This is a genomic window from Streptomyces sp. TLI_053 (assembly GCF_900105395.1).
Classification (GTDB): Bacteria; Actinomycetota; Actinomycetes; order Streptomycetales; family Streptomycetaceae; genus Kitasatospora.
In genome coordinates, this window is sequence record NZ_LT629775.1 from 6,099,808 (window position 1) to 6,121,638 (window position 21,831).

General features: G+C 74.8%; 18 protein-coding genes, 1 tRNA gene and 1 pseudogene. 10 read left to right on the top strand and 10 right to left on the bottom strand.

All coding sequences use genetic code 11. From position 1 onward, the window contains the following. The first annotated feature begins 207 nt into the window (after positions 1 to 207). From snpA (BLU95_RS25205) to BLU95_RS25215, 3 genes are all read left to right on the top strand, one after another. Entirely contained in the window at positions 208 to 855 is a 648-nt protein-coding gene (gene snpA, locus BLU95_RS25205; RefSeq protein WP_093861997.1) for a snapalysin, read from the top strand. A 265-nt stretch (positions 856 to 1,120) separates the two neighbouring features. Further along, the gene (snpA, locus tag BLU95_RS25210; protein WP_093861998.1) at positions 1,121 to 1,753 is read left to right on the top strand and encodes a snapalysin; all 633 of its coding nucleotides are present in this window, start codon (positions 1,121 to 1,123) and stop codon (positions 1,751 to 1,753) included. A gap of 244 nt (positions 1,754 to 1,997) precedes the next feature. After that, complete coding sequence (locus BLU95_RS25215) at positions 1,998 to 2,669, top strand: pentapeptide repeat-containing protein (RefSeq protein WP_093861999.1); 672 nt, start codon at positions 1,998 to 2,000, stop codon at positions 2,667 to 2,669. A 30-nt stretch (positions 2,670 to 2,699) separates the two neighbouring features. On the opposite strand, the gene BLU95_RS25220 is transcribed toward BLU95_RS25215, so the two are convergent. Further along, positions 2,700 to 3,467, bottom strand: coding sequence for a hypothetical protein (locus BLU95_RS25220; protein WP_093862000.1), 768 nt, complete (start codon positions 3,465 to 3,467; stop codon positions 2,700 to 2,702). 249 nt (positions 3,468 to 3,716) lie between these two features. Between BLU95_RS25220 and BLU95_RS25225 the strand changes: the two genes are divergently transcribed. After that, positions 3,717 to 5,816, top strand: a complete 2,100-nt coding sequence (locus tag BLU95_RS25225; protein WP_093862001.1) for a phosphocholine-specific phospholipase C — start codon at positions 3,717 to 3,719, stop codon at positions 5,814 to 5,816. Between the two features lie 50 nt (positions 5,817 to 5,866). Here the strand turns inward: BLU95_RS25225 and BLU95_RS25230 are convergent, their stop codons facing one another. The 3 genes and pseudogenes from BLU95_RS25230 to BLU95_RS25235 form a co-directional block, all read right to left on the bottom strand. Further along, the gene (locus tag BLU95_RS25230; RefSeq protein ID WP_093862002.1) at positions 5,867 to 6,070 is read right to left on the bottom strand and encodes a DUF397 domain-containing protein; all 204 of its coding nucleotides are present in this window, start codon (positions 6,068 to 6,070) and stop codon (positions 5,867 to 5,869) included. Next, positions 6,067 to 6,156: pseudogene (locus BLU95_RS45610) on the bottom strand (DNA-binding protein); the annotation flags it as partial. The pseudogene BLU95_RS45610 and the gene BLU95_RS25230, both read right to left, overlap by 4 nt. Positions 6,157 to 6,296: 140 nt before the next feature. After that, positions 6,297 to 7,094 carry a phosphoribosyl-dephospho-CoA transferase MdcG domain-containing protein gene (locus BLU95_RS25235; RefSeq protein ID WP_093862003.1) on the bottom strand — a complete coding sequence of 266 codons (798 nt, stop codon included), beginning with the start codon at positions 7,092 to 7,094 and terminating at the stop codon, positions 6,297 to 6,299. A gap of 180 nt (positions 7,095 to 7,274) precedes the next feature. Here BLU95_RS25235 and BLU95_RS25240 point away from each other — a divergent pair, with 180 nt between their 5' ends. Beyond that, positions 7,275 to 7,541 carry a hypothetical protein gene (locus BLU95_RS25240; protein WP_093862004.1) on the top strand — a complete coding sequence of 89 codons (267 nt, stop codon included), beginning with the start codon at positions 7,275 to 7,277 and terminating at the stop codon, positions 7,539 to 7,541. Between the two features lie 24 nt (positions 7,542 to 7,565). Here the strand turns inward: BLU95_RS25240 and BLU95_RS25245 are convergent, their stop codons facing one another. Further along, positions 7,566 to 10,805, bottom strand: a complete 3,240-nt coding sequence (locus tag BLU95_RS25245) for a S41 family peptidase (RefSeq protein ID WP_231977773.1) — start codon at positions 10,803 to 10,805, stop codon at positions 7,566 to 7,568. 302 nt (positions 10,806 to 11,107) lie between these two features. Between BLU95_RS25245 and BLU95_RS25250 the strand changes: the two genes are divergently transcribed. Further along, positions 11,108 to 12,793, top strand: coding sequence for a chitinase (locus BLU95_RS25250; RefSeq protein WP_093862006.1), 1,686 nt, complete (start codon positions 11,108 to 11,110; stop codon positions 12,791 to 12,793). Positions 12,794 to 12,871: 78 nt separating this feature from the next. Here BLU95_RS25250 and BLU95_RS25255 read toward each other — a convergent pair whose 3' ends face one another. Continuing rightward, positions 12,872 to 13,234, bottom strand: coding sequence for a MerR family transcriptional regulator (locus BLU95_RS25255; protein WP_093862007.1), 363 nt, complete (start codon positions 13,232 to 13,234; stop codon positions 12,872 to 12,874). A gap of 65 nt (positions 13,235 to 13,299) precedes the next feature. On the opposite strand from BLU95_RS25255, the gene BLU95_RS25260 reads away from it, so the two are divergent. Further along, positions 13,300 to 14,547, top strand: a complete 1,248-nt coding sequence (locus BLU95_RS25260; RefSeq protein WP_093862008.1) for an MFS transporter — start codon at positions 13,300 to 13,302, stop codon at positions 14,545 to 14,547. A gap of 42 nt (positions 14,548 to 14,589) precedes the next feature. Here the strand turns inward: BLU95_RS25260 and BLU95_RS25265 are convergent, their stop codons facing one another. Beyond that, positions 14,590 to 15,318, bottom strand: a complete 729-nt coding sequence (locus tag BLU95_RS25265; RefSeq protein ID WP_231977774.1) for a response regulator — start codon at positions 15,316 to 15,318, stop codon at positions 14,590 to 14,592. Continuing rightward, positions 15,315 to 16,745: a sensor histidine kinase gene (locus BLU95_RS25270; RefSeq protein WP_093862009.1), complete on the bottom strand. Its 1,431-nt coding sequence runs from the start codon at positions 16,743 to 16,745 to the stop codon at positions 15,315 to 15,317. Before BLU95_RS25270 ends, BLU95_RS25265 begins: the two co-directional genes overlap by 4 nt. 238 nt (positions 16,746 to 16,983) lie before the next feature. Here BLU95_RS25270 and BLU95_RS25275 point away from each other — a divergent pair, with 238 nt between their 5' ends. Beyond that, positions 16,984 to 17,772, top strand: a complete 789-nt coding sequence (locus BLU95_RS25275) for a DUF2306 domain-containing protein (protein ID WP_093862010.1) — start codon at positions 16,984 to 16,986, stop codon at positions 17,770 to 17,772. 42 nt (positions 17,773 to 17,814) lie between these two features. Then, entirely contained in the window at positions 17,815 to 18,750 is a 936-nt protein-coding gene (hemC, locus tag BLU95_RS25280; RefSeq protein WP_093862011.1) for a hydroxymethylbilane synthase, read from the top strand. A gap of 107 nt (positions 18,751 to 18,857) precedes the next feature. On the opposite strand, the gene BLU95_RS25285 is transcribed toward hemC, so the two are convergent. Further along, positions 18,858 to 18,931: transfer RNA gene (locus tag BLU95_RS25285), tRNA-Lys, on the bottom strand. 160 nt (positions 18,932 to 19,091) lie between these two features. Then, the gene (locus BLU95_RS25290; RefSeq protein WP_093862012.1) at positions 19,092 to 20,000 is read right to left on the bottom strand and encodes an NADP-dependent oxidoreductase; all 909 of its coding nucleotides are present in this window, start codon (positions 19,998 to 20,000) and stop codon (positions 19,092 to 19,094) included. 211 nt (positions 20,001 to 20,211) lie between these two features. Here BLU95_RS25290 and BLU95_RS25295 point away from each other — a divergent pair, with 211 nt between their 5' ends. Further along, entirely contained in the window at positions 20,212 to 21,795 is a 1,584-nt protein-coding gene (locus BLU95_RS25295) for a Na+/H+ antiporter (RefSeq protein WP_173862115.1), read from the top strand. Positions 21,796 to 21,831: the final 36 nt, after the last annotated feature.

The window sequence follows — 21,831 nt, forward strand, 5'->3', positions numbered from 1 at the left end:
GACTCCCGGGCGATCTTCCGGGCGATCTTCCGGCGATCTCCCGAAGCGGTGCCCGGCGGGCGCGGGTGATTGGTTCGGGCTATCGCCGGTTGACATCATCCGCCGGGCCGCCGGCCTGGCCGAAGCTCTGTGGGCAGCAAGCATTCATCCGATGCCCGCGGTCCGGCCCCCACCGTCCGCGGCGCACTCGCGAATCGGAGCCCCCACATGAACCGCGTGCCGCGAACGCTCTCCCTCGCGCTCGGAATCGCCCTCGCCCTCGGAACGGCCGCCCTGCCCGCCGCCGCCACCGCCGCCCCGGTGACCGCTCCCGGTCCGGCCGCCGCCCACGGGTACACCCCGGGCGCCGCCGCGAAGAGCAGCGGCAAGGCGGACGACCGGGCGTTCTACGAGGCCGTCATGAAGTCCGCGCGGGCCAAGCAGGCCGCCACCCCGTACCTGCGGACCGTCACGGTGACGTACGACGCGAGCAGCGCGCCCTCCTTCGCGTCGGAGATAGCCCGCAGCGCGCAGATCTGGAACGGCTCGGTCACCAACGTCCGGCTCCAGCAGGGCTCCGGCGCCGACTTCGCCTACTACGAGGGCGACGACCCGGACAACGGCTCGTACGCGAGCACCGACGGCCACGGCCGGGGCTACATCTTCCTCGACTACGCCCAGAACGAGGAGTACTCCTCGGTGCGGGTGGTCGCGCACGAGACCGGCCACGTGCTGGGCCTGCCGGACCACTACTCGGGCCCGTGCAGCGAGCTGATGTCCGGTGGCGGCCCCGGCCCGTCCTGCACCAACGCGTACCCGAACAGCGCCGAGCGCAGCCGGGTCAACTCCCTCTGGCGCAACGGCCTGGCGGGCTGACGCCGGTCTGCTGACCCGCTGGCTTCCTGACCCGCTGACCTGCTGACCTGCCGACCCGCTGACCTGCCGGTGCCCGCCGGCCGCGGGCCCGCCGGTCGACCACTCGCGGCCCGCCCGTCCGGCGGGCGGCCCCCCGACGCACGCCGCCCGGCCGCCCCTCCGGCCGGTCCGGCGCGCCCGCACCACCGCGGTACCCCCACCCGAAGTAACCAGCAGTACCCCGCAGTACCCCCAAATCCCTCGGTCCTTGAACGGGAGCCCCCACATGAACCGTGTCACGCGCACGTTTTCCGCCGCCGTCGGACTGGCGCTCGCCGCCGGTCTGGCCGTCCTGCCGACCACCACCGCCGCCGCCGCGCCGACCCAGGGCTACACCGCCTCCGGTTCCGCCTACGCCGGCTCGCCCACCGAGGACGCCAACAACAAGGCGTTCTTCGAGGCCGTCATGGCGTCCGCCCGGGCCAAGCAGGCCGCCAACCCGTTCCTGCTCGCCGTCACCGTGACCTACGACGCCAGCAGCGCGCCCACCTTCCGCAACCAGATAGCCCAGAGCGCGCAGATCTGGAACAGCTCGGTCACCAACGTCCAGCTGCGTTCCGGCTCGGCCGCCGACTTCCGCTACTACGAGGGCAACGACTCGCGCGGCTCCTACGCGAGCACCGACGGCCACGGCCGCGGCTACGTCTTCCTCGACTACGCGCAGAACCGCCAGTACAGCTCGCTGCGCGTCGTCGCGCACGAGACCGGCCACGTGCTCGGCCTGCCGGACCACTACTCGGGCCCGTGCAGCGAGCTGATGTCCGGCGGCGGCCCCGGCACCTCCTGCACCAACCCGAACCCGAACAGCGCCGAGCGCAGCCGGGTCAACACCCTGTGGCGGAACGGCCTGGCCGGCTGATCCTCCTCCCGCACGGCAGTGGACGGCCCGGTCGCCGGAACCCCGGCGACCGGGCCGCCCCACGTGCGTTCCCGCCCTTCGAGGCGCACCTGAGCAGGGCCGGCGGTGGGCGCCCCACCGTGCCACCGCCGTGCCCGCTCGCGCCGCCCGCTCCCGGGACGGCCGTGCACCCCGGCACTGTCGGTGCCCCGTGCGAGCATGCGGACGAGGACCAGTCCGCCGCCGACCACGAGGTGCCGCCGCCATGCCGCCGTCCAAGCCCCAGCACGTCCCCGACCGCCTGGAGGACCTGCCGTACGCGGACCACCTGGTCCCGCACCGCGGGCCGCTGCGCGGCGACGACCGCTACGACACCGTCCACTTCGACGGCGGCGAGTACACCGACCAGTCGGCCGCCGGCGCGACCTTCCTGGAGTGCGCCCTGACCGGCGTCGCCCTGAGCGGCGTCAAGCTCCGCCAGGCCCGGTTCAACGAGGTCTGGTCGCAGGCGAGCCGCTGGGTGGCGTGCGACCTCGTCGACAGCGAGTGGCAGGACAGCGCCGTCACCGGCGGCGTCCTGGCCGGCATCGCCGCCCACGGCGCCGCGCTGCGCCGGGTGGTGCTGCGCGGCTGCAAGCTGGAGGCGGTCAACCTGCGCGCCGCCGTCCTGCGCGACGTCGTGTTCGAGGACTGCCTGCTGCGCGACGTCGACTTCGGCGACGCCAAGCTCACCGGGGTGTCCTTCCCCGGCTCCACCCTGGAGGAGGTCCGGCTGCGCGGCGCCACCCTGAGCGGCGTCGACCTGCGCGGGGCGGTCTCGCTCGACCTTCCCGACGGCCATCTGGGCCTGCGCGGCGCTCTGATCGGCTCCACCCAGCTCCTCGAACTGGCACCGCAGTTCGCCCAGGCCCTGGGCATCACGGTCAAGGACGACTGAGCCGCAGGCAGAGCCGGACCGGTCGGCCGCTCAGAGCATCGGGGTGGCAGAGGCCGGCGCGGCGATCTCCGGGGCGCTGCCCGGCTCGCTGTAGTCGGCCTCGATCTCCTGCCTCTTCTCGTCGGCGGAGAGGGTGAGGGTGAGCCGGACGAGTTCGTGCCGCTCGTTGATCCAGAAGTCCGCCGTGCAGGTCGCGCCGAGCGGCGGCCGGTAGTCGGCGAACCCGTCGAAGAGGCCGTGTCCGGCCCCGCCGCTCCGGGGGAGGAGCGGCGAGGAACTGCGGAAGTGCTGTGCGGGGGCGCCGGCCACGCTCTCGGTGCCGCGGTCGGTGACGTCTGCCCGGCGGGCGGCGCGACGCAGCTCCGCCACCGGATCGGCGACGTGCTCCATCGCGAGGGTGGAGAGGTGCATCGGGGGCGGGCTCCCCTCCTCCCGGGGCAGGACGCTCCACTGCCCGGCCGCGTCGGCCGTGAACGAGTAGTAGAGGTCGCCGCCGACGATGCGGGTGGTTCCCTGCTTGCCGTCGAAGTACTGGAGGGCGGGGCGCCCGTTCCACTGCGCGTACCCGCTCCCGGTGGTCGACAGGCCCTCGGCCGCCACGTGGAACCGGATCCGGCTGTTGCCGGCCCTGCCCATCACCTCGGCCGTTGCCGCGAGTTCTCCGGCCGCGCCGGTGGCGGCGGGTTCCGGCGCGGCGGCCGGGTCCGCGCCGTCGCCGGGCCGGGCGGCGCAGGCGGTCAGCGCGGCGACGGCCAGCACGACGGACGTGGCCCCGGCCGCCAGGCGTGTCATCTGCATGGAATCCCCCCACGGTTGATGGTCGGGCCAGTGTGGCACGCCATTTGAACATGTTCAAATGATGATGGGGTGTGGGTGGGGCCGCACCGGCGTTCAGCTCCCGGTCGTTCGGTGACGGCCGGGGGAACAGTCCGACAAACCTGCCTCCGACCTCTGGCCGGGCCGTTCCGGGCGGGTGGAAGATGCTGCGCGATCGAGTGGGCCCGAGTTGTGTGCACAACCTCGCCAGTGAAGGGACGGGCCGGACTGATGTCCGAGTTGAGTCGTAGGAAGTTCGTAACCCTGTCCGGTGCCGCCGCCGCGGGCCTCGCCGCGGCCGGTGCCGGCACTACCGGCGCCGGGGCCGCCCCCGCCGCCGGGACGCCGGGGGAAGTGCCCGCCGCTGCCCCGTCGGCCGCGCTGTCGCAGACCGGCACCCTCGCCGACGCGAAGCACATCGTGATCCTGATGCAGGAGAACCGCAGCTTCGACCACTACTTCGGCATGCTGCGCGGCGTCCGCGGCTTCGCCGACCGCTCCGCCATCCAGATCGCCGGCGGCTACTCCGTCTTCAACCAGCCCAACGGCCTGGGCCGCCAGTACCCGTGGCAGTTCAGCCTCACCAAGCCGGCCGGCGGCGCCGACCCGGAGCGCCTCGCCCAGTGCAACGGCGACCTCGCCCACGGCTGGGGCGACCAGCACCGGGCCTGGAACGGCGGCAGGATGGACTCCTGGGTGGCGGCCAAGGGCAACAACCGCCCGCTCGGCTTCCTCACCCGCCAGGACATCCCGTTCCACTACGCGCTCGCCGAGAACTGGACCGTCTGCGACGCCTACTTCTGCTCGACGCTGAGCGCCACCGGCCCCAACCGCACCTACCACTGGTCCGGCCAGATCGACCCGACCGGCGCGGCGGGCGGCCCGGCCTACGACGGCGGCGACGAGAAGGGGCTGCGCTGGCAGACCTACGCCGAGGCGCTGGAGAACGCCGGCGTCAGCTGGAAGGTCTACCAGAACGCCGCCGACAACTACGGCGACAACGCCCTCGCCTACTTCACCCAGTTCGCCAACGCGCCGGCCGGCAGCCCGCTCGCCGTCAAGGGCATGGGCTCCGTCCCCAAGGTCACCGGGAAGACCCCGGACGACATCGTCGCCGCGATCAAGGCCGACGTGCAGGCCGGCACCCTCCCGCAGGTCTCCTGGATCGTCCCCAACCAGGAGGTCTCCGAGCACCCCTACGCCACCCCGGCCGACGGTGCGCACTTCGTCCACCGGGTGATCGACGCGCTCAACGCCAACGCGGACGTCTTCAACTCCAGCGTCCTCTTCCTCAACTACGACGAGAACGACGGGTTCTTCGACCACGTCCCGCCGCCCGCCGCCCCGGCCGGCACCCCGGGCGAGTTCTACGGCGGCACCAACATCGGCCTCGGCTTCCGGGTCCCGATGATCGCGATCTCCCCGTGGACCCGCGGCGGCTGGGTCTCCTCCGAGGTGTTCGACCACACCTCGGTGCTGCGCTTCCTGGAGAAGTGGACCGCCGCCATCGGCAAGCCCGCCAACTGCGTCAACATCAGCGACTGGCGCCGCCGGGTCTGCGGCGACCTGACCGGCCTGTTCGACTTCGCCAACCCCGTCTACGGGCTGCCCGGGCTGCCCGACACGGCCGGCGCCGTGGTCGGCATGTCCAGCTGCGGCCCGCTGCCCAACCCGGCCCCGATCGACAACAAGCTCCCCACCCAGGAGTCCGGCACCCGGCAGGCCCGCGCGGTGCCGGTCCAGCCGAACGCCAACCTGGACCACCTGGAGTACGGCTCGGCGGGTGCGATCAAGGTCTGGCTGAAGATGGTCAACGAGGGTGCGGTGGCGACGAAGTCCGCCCACTTCTCCGCGTACGCCAACGCCTACCGCAGCGGCGGCCCCTGGCAGTACACCGTCGACCCCGGCGGCAACCAGAGTGACTTCTTCAACTGCGGCACCGGCTTCGGCGGCGGCCCCTACGACCTGAGCGTGGTCGGCCCCAACCGCTTCCTGCGCCGCTTCAAGGGCGACGCCAACAAGGCGGGCAAGAACGCGGCCGTGACGTGCTCGTACGCGGTCGAGCCCGGCACCGGCAAGCCGGCGGTGTACTTCAAGCTCGCCAACACCGGCACCACGGCGATGACCTTCACCATCACCTCGACCAACTACCGCACCGACGGCCCCTGGACGTACCAGGTCCCGGCCGGCGGCAGCGTGACGGACTACTTCAACGCCGTTGCCTACAACGGTGGTTGGTACGACTTCACCGTGACGGTGAACGTGGACTCCACCTGGTCCCAGCGCTTCACCGGCCACCTGGAGACCGGCACCAACAGCGTCAGCGGCTGAGGCGTGAACGGAGGCCCGCCACCCGATGCGTCGGGTGGCGGGCCCCAACGTCAGACCGTCCCGAACTCCCCGGCCCGGACGGCGGAAACGAACGACTGCCAGGCCTCGATCGGGAAGCCGAGTACGGGCCCGGCGGCGTCTTTGCTGTCGCGCACTGGTACGACGCCGGAGGCGACCAGGTTCCGCGCGACCTCGATGCAGTCGCCACCATTGCTGCTGTAGGACGATGTGAACCACTGAGGCTCTGCGGTCACGGCAATTCCTCTCTCGTCCGATTGATCAGGGCCACGGACTCGGCCTGCGAGAGGGCGAGGGCCTGGAGTTGATGGTAGGCCGTGAGCGTGGTCTCACCACCGGCCACGACGTCGTCCTCATGGACTGGCAGGTCGGTCGCCTGGTCGGCCGCCTACCTCGCCCGGCAGCCGTTCGAGGAGCCGTTGGTCGTCCTCGGCCGCTGGGTGCGGCGGCCGGGCCCGGGGTCTACAACTCCCGGGGGAACCACGGGTCGTGGACCTCCCGGGGGCCGTGCGGGGTGAGCAGGGTCACCGTGAGCGGCGAGGCCGCGTACTCGGCCAGCTGCACCGCGCCGTGGCGGGTCTCCAGTTCGGCCTGGAGCGGGACCCGCAGGCGGCTCAGCGCCCGCCGCAACTGCAGGGCGTCGCGGCGGCTGACCGGTTGCGGGGCGCGCAGCACCAGGCGCAGTGGGCTGAGCGGTCCGGCGACCGGTTCGCCGGTGGCCAGCTCGTAGGCGATCGCGCCGATCGGACCCCAGGCCAGCCGGTGGTCCGCGACCAGTTCCCCGGCGGCGGGCAGCACCGCCAGGGCCGGGATCGCGGCGGTCCGCGCGGGAGGCAGCAGGCCCAGCCGCTCCGGCAGCTGCTCCGGGCGCAGGGTGCGGGCGACCGCCGCCCAGGGGGCCAGGGCGTCGAGCCGCTGCCCGCAGTCCGGGCCGCGCACCGTGACCGGGATCCAGGTCTCGGCGCCGGCCGAGGCGTCCCGGGTGCAGCGCACGGGATAAGGCGTGTCCGCGGGCGATCCCGCCGCGGAGGGGGCCCGGGCGACCGTCACCCAGGGGTGCGCGCGCAGGACCCAGCGGGCCCAGGCGGGGAGTTCGCCGCCGCCGACGGGCAGCAGCGAGCCGGTGCACTGCATCAGCAGCAGGTCGTGGGCGCCGGGATGCCGCCCGCCGAGCGCGGCCAGGGAACCGACCAGCCGGCGCGGCCCGCCGTGCGGGTCCTCACTCGGACGGGGGACACGGGGGTGAGCGGCGACGGTCACGGCGGGCTCCTGGGGTGGGCGGGACCGGCTGACGCCTCCCACCCTGCGCCCGCCGCGCCTCCCCGGCCACGGCCTTTCGGCGCCCACCACCAGGGACCAAGGGCTCAATGCCAGCGGGTGCGGGCCCGGCACTGCGGTGTGAGAGTGGGGGCAAACCGGAATTCGCCCGGAGGAGGAGTCATGGGCATCTTCGACAGGTTCCGCCACAAGGCGCAGCACTCCGCCGAGGAGGCCAGGTCCTCGCTCGGCGGGGGCGCCGAGCAGGACGGCACCGCGATGAACGACGCCGCCCAGCGGGCCGCGCTCGCGCACGACGAGGCGGCCGACGCGTTCGGCTCCGAGACGGAGAAGGCGCGCGAGGCCCGGGAGTCGGCCGCGATCGGCGAGCGGGAGGCGGAGGAGCGGGCCCGCCAGGACATGACCGCCGAGGGCGACCCCTGGGGCTGACACTCGGGTTCGCCCGGCCGCCGCTCACCGCTCCCGGGGCGGCAGCGGCGGCCGCCGCAGGTCCGGCCGCGGTGTGTCTCCCGGCGGCGGCACCGCGGCCGGGGCGTCCTCCAGCAGTTCCAGTGCCAGCCGCACCGCCGTGACGAGCTCCGGGTACCGCCCGGCGGCCCAGTCCCTGGGCGCGCGGATCACGTGCACGTCGGGTTCGACGCCCCGGTTCTCGATCGACCAGCCGAGCCCGCCGGTGAACCACGAGGCGTTCTTCGGCACCGAGATCTGCGTCCCGTCGCCGAGCAGGTGGCGTCCGGTCATGCCGACCACGCCGCCCCAGGTGCGGTTGCCGACCACCGGTCCGAGTCCGAGCAGCCGGATCGCGGCGATGACGACGTCCCCGTCCGAGCTGGTGGCCTCGTCGGCGAGTGCCACCACCGGCCCGCGCGGCGCGTCGCGCGGCCACCGGACGGGTTCCCGGCCGCGGCTGAAGTCCCAGGCCAGCACGCGGCGGGTGAGTTTCTCCAGGACGAGTTCGGAGACGTTGCCGCCGGCGTTGCCGCGCACGTCAAGGACCAGCGCGGGCTTGTCCATCTCCCGCCGCACGTCCCGGTTGAACTGGGCCCAGCCGGAGCCGCCGAGGTCCGGGATGTGCAGGTAGCCGCACCGGCCGTCGCTGAACTCCCGTACCAGGGCGCGCCGTTTGACCACCCAGTCCTGGTAGCGGATGGGCCGTTCGTCGGTGAGCGGGGTGACGGTGATCCGGCGCCGGGTGCCGTCGGGGCCGCCCCGGCGCAGGGTGAGTTCGACGCTGGTCCCGCCGGTGCCGGCGAGCAGCGGCAGCGGTCCGCGCACCGGGTCGACGGGCCGCCCGGCGACGGCGAGCAGTTCGTCGCCGTCGTGCACGCCGTGGGTGGCGAGCGGGGCGCGGGCGCGCGGGTCGGAGGACTCGCCGGGCAGGATCCGGTCGACCAGCCAGTGCCCGTCGGGGGAGCGGCGGGCGTTGGCGCCGAGCAGGCCCACCGGCTGCTGGGCGAGGGAGGGGCCCTCGCCGCGCCGGGAGGGAGTGACGTAGGCGTGCGAGGTGCCGAGCTCGCCGAGGAGTTCGCGCAGCAGGTCGGCGAAGTCGTCCGGGCCGGCGATCCGTTCCAGCAGCGGTTCGTACTGGGCGACCAGGGCGGGCCAGTCCAGTCCGCACATCCCCTCGTCCCAGAACTGGTCCCGGACGATCCGCGCGGCCTCGGCGTAGGACTGCCGCCACTCCTCGGCCGGGTGCACGGTGTGGGTGATCCGCCGCAGGTCGACGGTGGTGGCTCCGGAGGGCGCGGCGACCGGGACGATCCGCAGGGTTCCGGCCGAGTAGACGGCGACCGAGCCGCCGTCGCCGGAGACGGCGAAGCCGTCGAGCCGGTCGGCGAGGGTGGAGCGGCTGCCGCGGGCCAGGTCGTAGTACTCGAGGGAGGGGCGGCCGGAGGTGTCGTCGGGGTTGGTGAAGGTCTGGCCGAGGGTGCCGGAGATCGGCCAGCGCAGCCAGACCAGGCCGCCCCGGACGGAGTCGGTGGCGGAGTACTTGCCGGCCAGGACGGGGAACTGGATCAGCCGTCCGCCGATGCCCTCGGGGTCGACGTGCACGGTGCCGTCGCCGCCGCCGTCGCCGTGCGGGGCGGGGTCCTCGTCGGGCGCGGCGAACGGGGACGGGGTGCCGGCGGCGAGCGGGACGAGGTAGGGGCGGCAGCCGAGCGGGAAGGAGAGGTCACCGGTGTGCACGTCGTGCACGGGGTCGAAGCCGCGCCAGGAGAGGAAGGCCAGGTAGCGGCCGTCCCGGGTGAAGGCCGGCTGCTCGTCCTCGAACCGGCCGTCGGTGACGTCGACGACCGGCGCCGGGGTGTCGGTGCGGGTGAGCCGGATCCGGCGCAGTGAGCGGCCGGCGGCCGGCTGGGACCAGGCGATCCACCGCGAGTCGGGGGAGAAGCGGGCGCTGGTGACCGGGCCGTGGCCGGAGGCGGCGAGTTCCCGGACGGTGCCGTCCAGGGCGGTGACCAGCAGCAGCCGTCCGTCGGAGGAGGTGGCGGCGAGCAGGGCGCCGTCGGGGGCGGCGGTGAGTTCCAGGACGCGGCCGAGCCGCCCGGCGGCGAGCACCCGGTGGCCGTGCTGGGAGGGCGCCTGCTCGTGCCCGGGCAGCGGCACGATCTCGACGGCGTCCTCGCCCTCGGCGTCGGTGATCCAGGCGGCCTCGCCGGTGCCGGCGAGCACGACCGGCAGCCGGGTGCGGACGCCGGGGGTGTCGGCGAGCGCCCGGGCCGGTCCCTCGCGGTGGGTGAGCCAGTACTGGCTGCCGCGCACGGTGATCACGCCGGCCCGGCCGGTGCGGTCGCAGGCGAGGTCCTTGACGTGGGAGGCGGCGGTGACCCGGTAGGGGCGGCGACCGGCCCGGGCGCCGCCGAGCGGGATCCGCAGCCGGCGCGGGGCGGGAGCGTCGAGGCCGTCCAGCAGCCAGAGGTCGCCGGCGTGCTGGTAGACGATCCGGGTGCCGTCGGTGGCGGCCTCGCGGGCGTAGTAGGAGGCGTGGTCGGTGTGCCGGCGCAGTCCGCTGCCGTCGGGGCGGCAGGAGTAGAGGTTGCCGATGCCCTCGTGGTCGGAGAGGAAGGCGATCCGGTCGCCGTCGGCGGCGGTGACCGGCATCGGGCAGGCGAGGTGGCCGGGGAGGTCGGCGAGGATCCGCTCGCCGTCGACCCAGAGCCGGCCGGTGGCGCCGCCCCGGTAGCGCTTCCAGGCGGCGGGTTCGTGCGGGGCGGCGCCGGTGAGCAGGACGGTGTGGGCGGGGCCGACCTGGGCGTCGCCGACCGGTCCCCAGGGCATCCGCCGGGCGGGGCCGCCGTCGGGGGGAAGGGCGTGCGCCCAGGTGTAGTGGCCGAAGGGCTCGTGGTAGGAGGTGACGGCGAGCAGTTCGCCGTCGGGCAGCCAGCCGCGCAGCCGGGTGTCCTGGCTGCCCCAGTGGCTGAGCCGGCGGGCCTCGCCGCCGTCGACGGGGGCGGTCCACACCTCGGGGGCGAGGCTCAGCCAGCCGGTCCAGGCGAGGGTGCGGCCGTCGGGGGAGAGCCTGGGGTGGCTGACCCGGGTGCGGTCGCAGCTGATCCGCCAGGCCCGGCCGGTGCCGGTGACGGTGCCGTCGGCGCCGGGGTCGAGCGGGGCGATCCAGACGTCGTCCTCGGCGGTGAACGCCAGCAGGCCCCCGCGCAGGTGGGGGTGGCGGAGGTAGCCGGGCGACGTCACCCTTCCATGCTTCGGCCGGAGATCACGCCCGGCAACCGGAGCAAGGGATTCCGGATTTTCGGAACCCTTCCCGGCCTGCCGCTCCCCGCCCCGGGACCGCCCCCGGGACCGACCTCGGACCGCCCCCGACCTGCCGCTCCCGGGGTCCGAACCGGTCTGGACCATTGACACCGTACGGCCGGATCCACTTCAGTGGTCTAGTCCAACTCTCCTGCTCGGCCGCACCGTTCCCCCACCACCGGTGCGCGCTCGGGCATGCCCCGGACACCCCCACACCCGCGCCTCCGCGAGGAGTCCCCCACATGCGCAGATCAACCGTCACCCTGCCCGCGTCCGGCCGCCGCCGGCCGCGCGCCCTGCTGGCCGCCGGCACCGCCTCGGCCGTCGCCGCCGCCACCATGGTCGGCCTCACCCTGGGCCTCGCGCCCAGCGCCTCGGCCGGGGAGTTCCTGGTCAACGGCGGCTTCGAGAGCGGTGCCCTCGGTCCCTGGAGCTGCTCCGGCGGCACCGGCAGCGTCGTCACCGGCCAGTCCCACGGCGGGAGTTACGCCCTCGCCGGGGCCGCCTCGGCGGGCGACAGCGCCCGCTGCGCGCAGACCGTCACCGTCGCGCCGAACACCGCCTACACGCTCAGCGCCTACGTCAAGGGCTCGTACGTCTACCTCGGCGTGGACGGCGGCACCTCGACCTGGACGCCCGGCACCGGCGGCGCGTACCAGAAGCTGAGTGTCGCCTTCACCACCGGCGCCACCCAGACCAGCGCCACCGTCTACACCCACGGCTGGTACGGCCAGGGCACCTACTACGCGGACGACGTCTCGCTGGACGGCCCCGGTGCCCCCAGCCCGACCGCGACGCCCACCGTCACCCCGACCGTCACCCCCACGGTGACGCCGACCGTGACGCCGACGGTCACCCCCACGGTGACCCCGACCGTCACGCCCACCGGCACCCCGACCTCCCCGCCGCCCGGCTCCAAGGCCCTGGTCGGCTACCTGCACGCGAGCTTCGCCAACGGTGCCGGTTACACCCGGGTGGCCGACGTCCCGGACTCGTGGGACTTCATCAACCTCTCCTTCGGCGAGCCGACCTCCGTCACCTCGGGCGACATCAGGTTCAACCGCTGCCCGGCCACCGAGTGCCCGACCGTCGAGTCCGACGCCGACTTCAAGGCCGCCATCGCGGCCAAGCGCGCCAAGGGCAAGAAGGTGCTGATCTCGATCGGCGGCCAGAACGGCCAGGTGCAGCTCACCACCACCGCCGCCCGCGACGCGTTCGTCAGCTCGGTCTCGGCGATCATCGACAAGTGGGGCCTGGACGGCCTGGACATCGACTTCGAGGGCCACTCGCTGTCGCTCCAGACCGGCGACACCGACTTCAAGAACCCGACCAGCCCGGTGATCGTCAACCTGATCTCGGCGATCCGCACGCTCAAGGCCAAGTACGGCCCGAACTTCGTGCTGACCATGGCGCCGGAGACCTTCTTCGTCCAACTCGGCTACCAGTACTACGGTTCCGGCCCCTGGGGCGGCCAGGATCCGCGGGCCGGCGCCTACCTGCCGGTCATCCACGCCCTGCGCGACGACCTGACCCTGCTGCACGTCCAGGACTACAACTCCGGCTCCATCATGGGCCTGGACAACCAGTACCACTCGATGGGCGGCGCCGACTTCCACGTCGCGATGACCGACCTGCTGCTCAAGGGCTTCCCGGTGGCGGGCAACACCAACAACGTGTTCCCGCCGCTGCCCGCCTCCAAGGTCGCCATCGGCATGCCGGCCACCACCAACGCGGGCAACGGCTACGTCGCCCCGGCCGAGGTCAACAAGGCGCTGGACTGCCTCACCAAGCTCGCCAACTGCGGGAGCTACGTGCCCAGGGCGGGCGCCCAGCCCGGCCTGCGCGGTCTGATGACCTGGTCCATCAACTGGGACCAGTTCGGCGGCCGGGAGTTCTCGAAGAACTTCGACTCCTACTTCCGCCGCTGACGGCCGACCCGCCCCCGGGCGAAGGCTGAAGCACGAGAGCCGACCGCTGGGCGGCGGTGGGTCGGACGCACCCGCCGCTCAGCGGTCCACCCGGACCGCCTCCAGGTACTCCGCGATCGCGTCCCGGTTGCGGGTCAGACAGGAGATCCGCTCGCTCATCCCGGCCAGCTCCCGCTCCAGGGTGGCGATCATCTCCGGGGTGGCGTGCTCGAAGTGGATGGTGCGGGGCTTGTCGAGACAGGGCAGGATCTGTTTGATGATCCGGGTCGGCAGCCCCGCGTCCAGCAGCCCCCGGACCTGCAGCACCCGGTCCACCGTCGCCCCGTCGTAGGAGCGGTAGCCGTTGGCGCAGCGCCCGGCCACGATCAGCCCCTGCTCCTCGTAGTACCGCAGCAGCCGCCGGGACGCCCCGGTCCGCTCGGACAGCTCGCCGATCCGCATGTGCCCCACCTCACAGCCGGTCGCGTTGACCCTCACATCAATGTGAGGGTTCGAGCATAACCGGCATGCCGACCACGCCACGGACGACCGTCCGGACCGCCCCAGCCACCACCCCGCCCGCCACCGCACCCACCGCCCCGGCCCCGGCGACGCTGCCCCTGCCCGCCCTGCTGGCCCTCGCCACCGCCGTCTTCGTCACCGCCCTCACCGAGACCCTGCCGGCCGGCGTGCTGCCCGCGATGAGCGCCGACCTCGGCGTCGGCGAGTCCGCCATGGGCCAGGCCGTCACCGTCTACGCCGTCGGCACCGCCCTCACCGCCGTCCCGCTCACCGCGGCCACCGCCGGCTGGGGCCGCCGACGCCTGCTGCTCACCGCCATGGTCGGCTTCGCCGCCGCCAACACCGTCACCGCGCTGTCCGGCAGCTACCCGCTCACCATGGCCGCCCGCTTCCTCGCCGGGGTCGCCGCCGGTCTCGCCTGGGCCCTGCTCGCCGGGTACGCCCGCCTGCTCGCACCGCCCGCGCTCCAGGGCCGGGCGATCGCCGTCGCGATGGCCGGGCTGCCGGTCGCCCTGTCGCTGGGTGTGCCCGCCGGGACCTTCCTCGGCGACGCGCTCGGCTGGTGGGTGCCGTTCCTGCTGATGACCGCGGTCGCGGTCGGGGTGACCGGCTGGATCGCCGTGGCCGTCCCCGAGGCGCCCGGCCGGGCCCGCGGCGAACGGACCCCGGTGCTGCGCTCCCTCGCCGTCCCCGGGGTGGGCCCGGTGCTCGCCGTGACCGTCGTCCTCGTCCTCGCCCACACCGTCCTCTACACCTACATCGCGCCCTTCCTCGACCGGCGCGGCATGGGCGGCGCCACCGACGCGGTGCTGCTCGCCTTCGGCGCGGCCTCGCTGCTGAGCATCTGGTTCACCGGCGCGCACATCCAGCGCCGGCTGCGCGCGCTCACCGTCGGCGGCGCGCTGCTGATCGCCGCCGCGGCCGCCGTGCTCGGCCTGGCCGCCGGCAGCACCTTCGCCGTGTACGCGGCCGCCGCGCTGTGGGGACTCGGCTGGGGCGGTCTGCCCACCCTGCTGCAGACCGCCGTCGGCGACGCGGGCGGCGAGCAGGCGGACGCCGCGCAGACGATGCTGGTCACCCTGTGGAACGCGGCGATGGCCGGCGGGGGCGTGGCCGGCGGCCTGCTGCTGGACCGGCTCGGCGCGGGCTCCCTCCCGTGGGCGGTGCTGCTCCTGCTGCTGGCCGTGCTCGCGATCGTGCTCGCCGCCCGCACCCACGGCTTCCCGGCCCGCCGTCCGGGGCCCGCGGCCTGACCGGCGCCGCCCGGCCCCTGTCGCCCTTCGGCCGGACAGCCGCTAGAAGCCGCCCGCCGGGCCCCGGTGCGGCATCAGGCCGCCGCGGTAGGAGATGGCCACCGCCTGCGCGCGGTCCCGGGCGTCGATCTTCGCCAGGATCCGCTTCATATGGGTCTTCACCGTCGACTCGGCGAGCACCAGCAGCGCCGCGATCTCCTGGTTCGAACGCCCCTCGGCGGCCAGCCGCAGGACCTCCCGCTCCCGCGCCGTCAGCTGGGCGAGCCGGGTGTCCTCCGGCTCCGGCGGCGGCCGGCCGCCACCGGAGCCGACCACCTGGGCGACCAGGTCCCGGGTGACCGCCGGGTCGAGCACGGACTCGCCCGCGGCCAGTGTGTGCACCGCGTCGACGAGCCGCTCGGCCGAGGCCCGCTTCAGCAGGAAGCCGGCCGCCCCGGCGCGCAGCGCGCCCCACACGTAGTCGTCGTGGTGGAAGGTGGTCAGCACCAGCACCCGGGTGGGGAGGCCGGCGGCGACGATCCGGCGGGTCGCCTCCACCCCGTCGACCCCGGGCATCCGGACGTCCATCAGCACCACGTCCGGCAGCAGCGTCCGGCAGAGGGCGACGGCGGCCAGCCCGTCGGCGGCCTGGCCGACCACCTCGATCCGGTCGTCCGTCTCCAGCACCAGCGAGACCCCGGCCCGCAGCAGCGCGTCGTCGTCCGCGACCACGACCCGCACCTTGGGGCCGCCGGGCTCCCAGGGCCCGCCCGGCCCGTCGGCGGCGCTCACGGGAGCGGCAGTTCGGCGCGCAGCCGGAACCCGCCGGGGCCGCCGGGCCCCCCGGGTCCGCCCGGTCTGTCGGGCCCCCCGGGTCCGCCCGGTCTGTCGGGACCGTCGGATCCGGCGGGTCCGCCCGGGCCCTCGGCGCCGATCGGCCCGTGCTCGACCCGGCCGCCGAGCATCGACACCCGCTCGGCCACGCCCAGCAGCCCCCGGCCGGGCGTGTACCCGGCCGGGGCGCCCCGGCCGTCGTCGCGCACCTCGACGGCGAGCCGCCCGCCGGCGCAGCGGACGGTGACCTCGACGGTCCGGGCACCGGCGTGCTTGACGGTGTTGGTGAGCGCCTCCTGGACGATCCGGTAGGCCGACACGTCCAGGCTGCGCGGCACCCGCCGGGCCGCCGGGTCGATCCGCACCCGCACCCTCGGTCCGGCCTGGCCGAGCCGCCCGGCCAGCCGCTCCAGGTCGGCGAGCCCCGGCTGCGGGGCCGCCCCCTCGCCGTCGTCGCCGTACTCGCCGTCGCCGCCGCGCCGCAGCAGGCCGAGCACCCGGTCGAGGTCGTCGAGCGCGTCCCGCCCGGTGTGCTCCATCCCGGAGAGCAGTTCCCGGGTGCGTTCGGGATCGCGGTCGAGCAGCCGACGGGCGGCCCCGGCCTGGACCAGCACCACGTTCAGGGTGTGGCCGACGGAGTCGTGCAGCTCGCGGGCCAGCCGGGCGCGCTCCTCGGCGACCACCTCCCGGCGCAGCCGCCACCGGGCGGCCTCCCGTTCCTCGGCCCGCCGCGCGGTGCCGTAGCCGACCGCCCAGCCGAGCAGCCAGAGGAAGAGCACCCCGGCCGGGATGACCGGGTAGTCGTGCCCGAGGTCGGCGAAGTAGGCGGCCATGCCGAGCAGGGCGGCGAACGGCCCGAACCAGGCCCGCCGCCGGGGCGCGTACAGGCCGAGCGAGTAGAGGCCGACCAGGTCCGCGTACGGGGAGACGGTGCCGGGCAGCACGAACAGCGCCTCCAGCGAGAGCGCGGCCGCGCCGACCAGGTAGCCGGCCAGCGGCCTGGTCCGCCGGACCGCCAGCGGGGCGGCCACCGCCGTGCTCAGGGCCAGCGCCAGCGGCAGGCCGCCGTGCAGGCGGTCCGCGGAGCCGGTCCGTTCGACGGCCATCAGCAGCAGGAACCCGCCGGCCAGCGCGAGGTCCCAGTGCCCGGCCGGCACCGCCCGGACCGCGCGGAGGAACCGGGCCGCGGCGGCTCCGGCCGCCCGGGGCCGGGGTACGGCGGGTACGCCGGGTATGGCGGGTACGGCGGGTACGCCGGGGACGGCGGCTGCACCGGGTACGTCGAACATGCCGGGCGCGCCGGGGACGTCGGTGGCGGGAGGGGCCGGAACGGCCCGGGGGACCGGTGCGGTCCGGATCGCCCGGGGGTGCGGCGGCGGGCTCATGGCGGCTCCGGTTCGGGGGGAGTGGCCGCCGCGCGGTGGTGCGGGCGCCGGGCCGTACGGTAGCGGCGGCCGCCCGCCCGGCGCATCGCTCCAGTGGGGTATTCCGGACCCCGCCCGACCGGGGGTGAACCCCGGCCCGCAGCCCCCTCCGGGGGTGCCGGACCGTCCGTCGGGAGCAGCCCGCCGGACCCCGGCGGGCGGACGCGGCCGACCGGCCCCGCTCCGTAGCGTCCGGGCCATGAACGTTCCGGATCCCCGCGTCCCGACCGCCGCCCCGCACTCCACCGCGACCACGACCGCCCCGCACCCCACGGCGACCACGACCGCCCCGCACCCCAGCACGACCGGCGCTTCCGCCGCCGCCCGCCGGGCGGCCCGCCCCGGCCGGGCCCGGGCGGGCTGGTGGACGGTCACCTTCTTCGCCTTCCTCACCGCCCTGTTCACCGCCCGCTACCTGACCCTCGATCCGGAGGTCTTCCTCGACCAGCAGCGCGCCGTCTACCTGGCCCACCGGGGCTCGCTCGTGCTGCACGTGGGCGGCGGCGTCGTGGCGATCCTGCTGGGCCCCTGGCAGTTCCTGCCCCGGCTGCGCACCCGCCGCCCGGGGCTGCACCGGCTGACCGGCCGGCTCTACCTGCTCGCCGTCCTGGCCGCCGGTGTCGGCGGCCTGCTGATGGCGCCGAGAGGACTGGTCGGCCCGGTCGCGCCGATCGGCTTCACCGGGCTGGCCCTCCTGCTGCTGATCTCCTCGGCCCTGGCCTGGCGGGCCGCCCGGCGGCGCGACACCCGCCGGCACGCCGCCTGGGCGATCCGTTCCTTCGCGCTGATCATGGCCGCCGCGACCCTGCGGGTCTGGCTGCCGGTGATGGACCTCGCGGGCGTCCCGTTCGAGCAGGCGTACGCGACCGCGGCCTGGACCTGCTGGCTGATCAACCTGGTGGTGGCCGAGCACCTGATCGCCCGGCTGCCGGCACTGCCCGCGCCCGCCCGCACCGGCCGGGTTCCGGCGGCACCGCCGGCCGGGTGACCCGATTCCGGGTACGGCGCGCTGACGACCTATCATCCAGCAATGACCACCGCAGAGTTGATCCGGATCGTCTCCCGCTCCTCGCCGATGGCGCTCGCCCAGGTCGAGCGGGTCAGGGCCGAGCTCGCCGCCCTGCATCCGGGGGTGCGCACCGAGGTGGTCCCGGTGACCACCTCCGGCGACCGCTGGACGGGCGACCTGGCCGCGCTCGGCGGCAAGGGCGCCTTCACCAAGGAGGTGGACGCGGCGCTGCTCGCCGGTGAGGCCGACCTCGCCGTCCACTGCCTCAAGGACGTGCCGGCCGACCGCCCGCTGCCGGCCGGCACCGTGTTCGCGGCCCACCTGCGCCGCGACGACATCCGGGACGCGCTGGTCCACCCCGGCGGACTGACCCTGGACGAGCTGCCGCCCGGCACCCGGATCGGCACCTCCTCGGTCCGCCGGCAGGCCCAGCTCTCGGCCTCCCACCCGCACCTGGAGTACGTGCCGATCCGCGGCAACGCCAACAGCCGGCTGGCGAAGCTGGCGGCCGGGGAGGCGGACGCCCTGCTGCTCGCGCTGTCCGGGCTGGAGCGGATCGGCGAGACGGCGCGGATCAGCGAGGTGCTGCCGGTCGAGGTGATGTGCCCGCCGATCGGCGCCGGGATCCTCGCCCTGCAGTGCCGCGCCGACGACACCGCCACCATCGACGCCGTGTCCGGCCTCGGCGACCACGCGACCTGGCGCGAGGCGAGCGCCGAGCGGATGTTCCTGCACGTGCTCCAGGGGCACTGCAACTCGCCGATCGCCGGCTGGGCCAAGGCCGAGGAGGACGGGCGGCTCTCACTGCGGGGGCGGGTCTTCACCCCGGACGGCAAGCAGGTCCTGGACGCCCACGAGTGGGCGGGCTCGCTGAGCCCGGAGGACCTCGGCACCGCGACCGCCCTGGCCCTCAAGCGGCAGGGCGCCTCCGAGCTGATCGCCGCGATCCCGCACTGACCGGCCCCCGGTCGCCGGCCCCGGTCGCCGGCCCCGATCGGGGGCCGGCGACCGGGGCGGAACGCCGAAGGCCCCCTCGCTGCTGCGAGGGGGCCTTCGACCGTCGGTGCGCCGCCAGGGACTCGAACCCCGGACCCGCTGATTAAGAGTCAGCTGCTCTAACCAACTGAGCTAGCGGCGCCTGCTGACCCGGAAGACATTACCTGGTCAGCGGCGGAAACACACAATCGGCCCGGACCGCCCCCTCCGCGGTCCGGACCGTCGTGCCCCGGGCGCCCGCGGCCCCGCGGCGGCCCGGTGCCCGGCCGGGGCGCGGGGGCCGACCCCGGCCCGGTGCTCCCTCAGGGGACGAGGACGACCTTCCCCCGGACGTGACCGGCGCCCACCAGTCGGTGGGCGTCGGCCGCGCGCTCCAGCGGGAAGGTCTCGGCGATCTCCAGCCGCAGCCCGCCCGTCTCCCAGAGTCCGACCAGCTCGGCCAGCCGCGCCGCCGTCCGCTCGCCCCTGATGCCGACGGCGCCCAGCCGCGCGGCCGCCTGGTAGTCGACCACGGTGCCGATCCTGGACCGGTCGCCGACCAGCTCCACCGAGGCCTCCAGCGCCCCGCGCCCGGCCGCGTCGAAGGCCGCGTCCACCCCCTGCGGCGCCGCCGCCCTGACCCGCTCGACCAGCCCCTCGCCGTAGCCGACCGGGATCGCGCCGAGCGCCCGCAGATGCTCGTGGTTGCGCTCGCTCGCGGTGCCGACCACGGTGGCGCCCCGGGCCGCGGCCAGCTGGACGGCGACCGTGCCGACCCCGCCCGCGGCGGCGTGGACGAGCAGGGTGTCGCCCGCGCCGACCTTCAGCACCTCGAGGGCGACGTGCGCGGTCTGCCCGGAGGCGGACAGCGCCCCGGCGTGCTCCCACGGCATCCCGGCCGGCTTGCGCACCAGCCGCTCCGCGTCGGCGAGGACCAGCTCGGCGGCGCAGCCGAGCACCCGGAAGCCCAGCACCTCGTCACCGACCGTCCAGGCGTCGACGTCCGGGCCGAGCGCGTCGACCACCCCGGCGAACTCGTTGCCCGGGATCAGCCCGGGGACGAGTTCGACGCCGTACGGCGCCCGGCCCTCCCGGATCGCGAGGTCCACCGGCTGCACCCCGGCGGCGTAGACCCGGACCCGGACCTGGCCCGGGCCGGGGGTGGGGTCGGGCACGGCGGTCACCCGCAGTTCCTCGGGGCCGCCGAACCGGGGGACGGTCACTGCCTTCATGCCGGGCGCTCCTGTCACGGGCTGTCGGGTGCGGTCCGATCCTCGAATCTGAAGCGCGCTTGAGGTCAAGCCCTCTCCGGCGTGTCGTCCGAGTTGAGATCATTGTCAGATTTATCCTCGACGGCGGCCCGGGCCATACCCGGGCCCGCACCCCCGCATCTCCGTCCGCATCCGCGTCCGACCACCCGCCCGCCGTCGAGAGGACCTCCCCGTGGGCCAGCTGCCCCTGCTCTTCCTGGTGCTGCTCGCCTCCGTGGTGACCATGCCGCTGGCCCGCCGGACCGGGGTGCCGCAGCCGGTCCTGATGACCCTGCTCGGCATCGCCATGGCGCTGATCCCGCAGATCCCGGACATCGCGATCGAACCCGAGCTGATCCTGCCGCTGGTCCTGCCGCCGCTGATCTTCGCTGTCGCCCGGCGCTCCTCGGTCCGCTACTTCAAGGCCAACATCCGCTCCATCCTGCTGCTCGCCGTCGCCCTGGTCGTGGTCACCACCGTGGTCGTCGCCGGCACCGTGCACTGGCTGCTGCCCGGCCTGCCGATCGCCGCCGCGATCGCGGTCGGCGCCCTGGTCTCCCCGCCCGACCCGGTCGCCGCCGTCGCGGTGGCCGGCAGCGTCGGACTGCCCCGCCGGCTGGTCGCCATCCTGGAGAGCGAGGGCCTGTTCAACGACGTCACCGCGATCGTCGTCTACTCGCTCGCCATCGACGCCGTGGTCGGCGGCGACTTCTCCGGCGGTGACGCCGTGCTGCGCTTCGTGCTCTCGGCCGTGCTCGCGGTCGTCATCGGCGTCGCCCTCGGCTGGGCCAACACCAAGCTCGCCTCCTACCTGGAGGACCCCACCCAGCAGGTCGCGCTGAACCTGCTGGTGCCCTTCGCCGCCTACAGTCTGGCCGAGGAGATCCACGGCTCCGGCGTGCTCGCCGTCGTCGTCTGCGGCCTCTACCTCGCCGAACGGGCCGCCGACGCCGACGCCGTCGCCTACCGGCTGGTCGGCAACGCCTTCTGGGAGATCGTCGAGATCCTCATCACCGGCTTCGCCTTCGGCCTGATCGGCCTCGAACTCGCCACCGTGCTCAAGGAGGCCGGATCCGGCTGGACCGGCATGCTCGGCGACGCCGCCGTGGTGATCGCCGTCGTGGTGGTGGTCCGGCTGCTCTGGCTGCTCCCGGCCGGCTGGCTCTCCCGGCGGCTGCGGGCCGACTCCGAGGAGGACACCCCGATCAGCTGGCAGGAGAGCGTGGTGCTCTGGTGGTCCGGGATGCGCGGGGTCGCCACCGTCGCGCTGGCCCTCGCGATCCCGCTCACCGTCGACACCGGCGAGCCCTTCCCGGAGCGCGGCCGACTGGTCTTCATCGCCTTCAGCGTGGTGCTCTTCACCCTGCTGGTCCAGGGCCTCACCCTGCCCTGGATGGCCAAACGGCTGCACCTCGACATCGACCACGACCGGCACGAGCAGGAGGTCCGGCTGCTGTGGTGGCGGGCGGCCAAGGCCGGACTGCGCCGGCTCGGCGAACTGGAGGAGGCCGACAAGCTGCCCGCCGAGGTCGCCGACCGCCTGCGGGACCGTCAGCACGACCGGCTGGCCCGGCTCTGCCCCGAGAACTACGCCGAGGAGGAGGCCAGCGAGGCCAAGCTGCGGCTCGCCCAGTGGCGCGCGGCGCACAGCGTCGAACAGGAGATGATCGCCGCCTCCCGGCGCGAGATGCTGGTCGCCCGCGCCGAGCCCGGCGCCGACCCGGAACTCGTCGACCGGGTGCTGCGCGGCCTCGACCTGCGGTCCGAACGGAAGTGACGACCCGTCCGTACGGGAGGCCCGCGGCGGATCTGT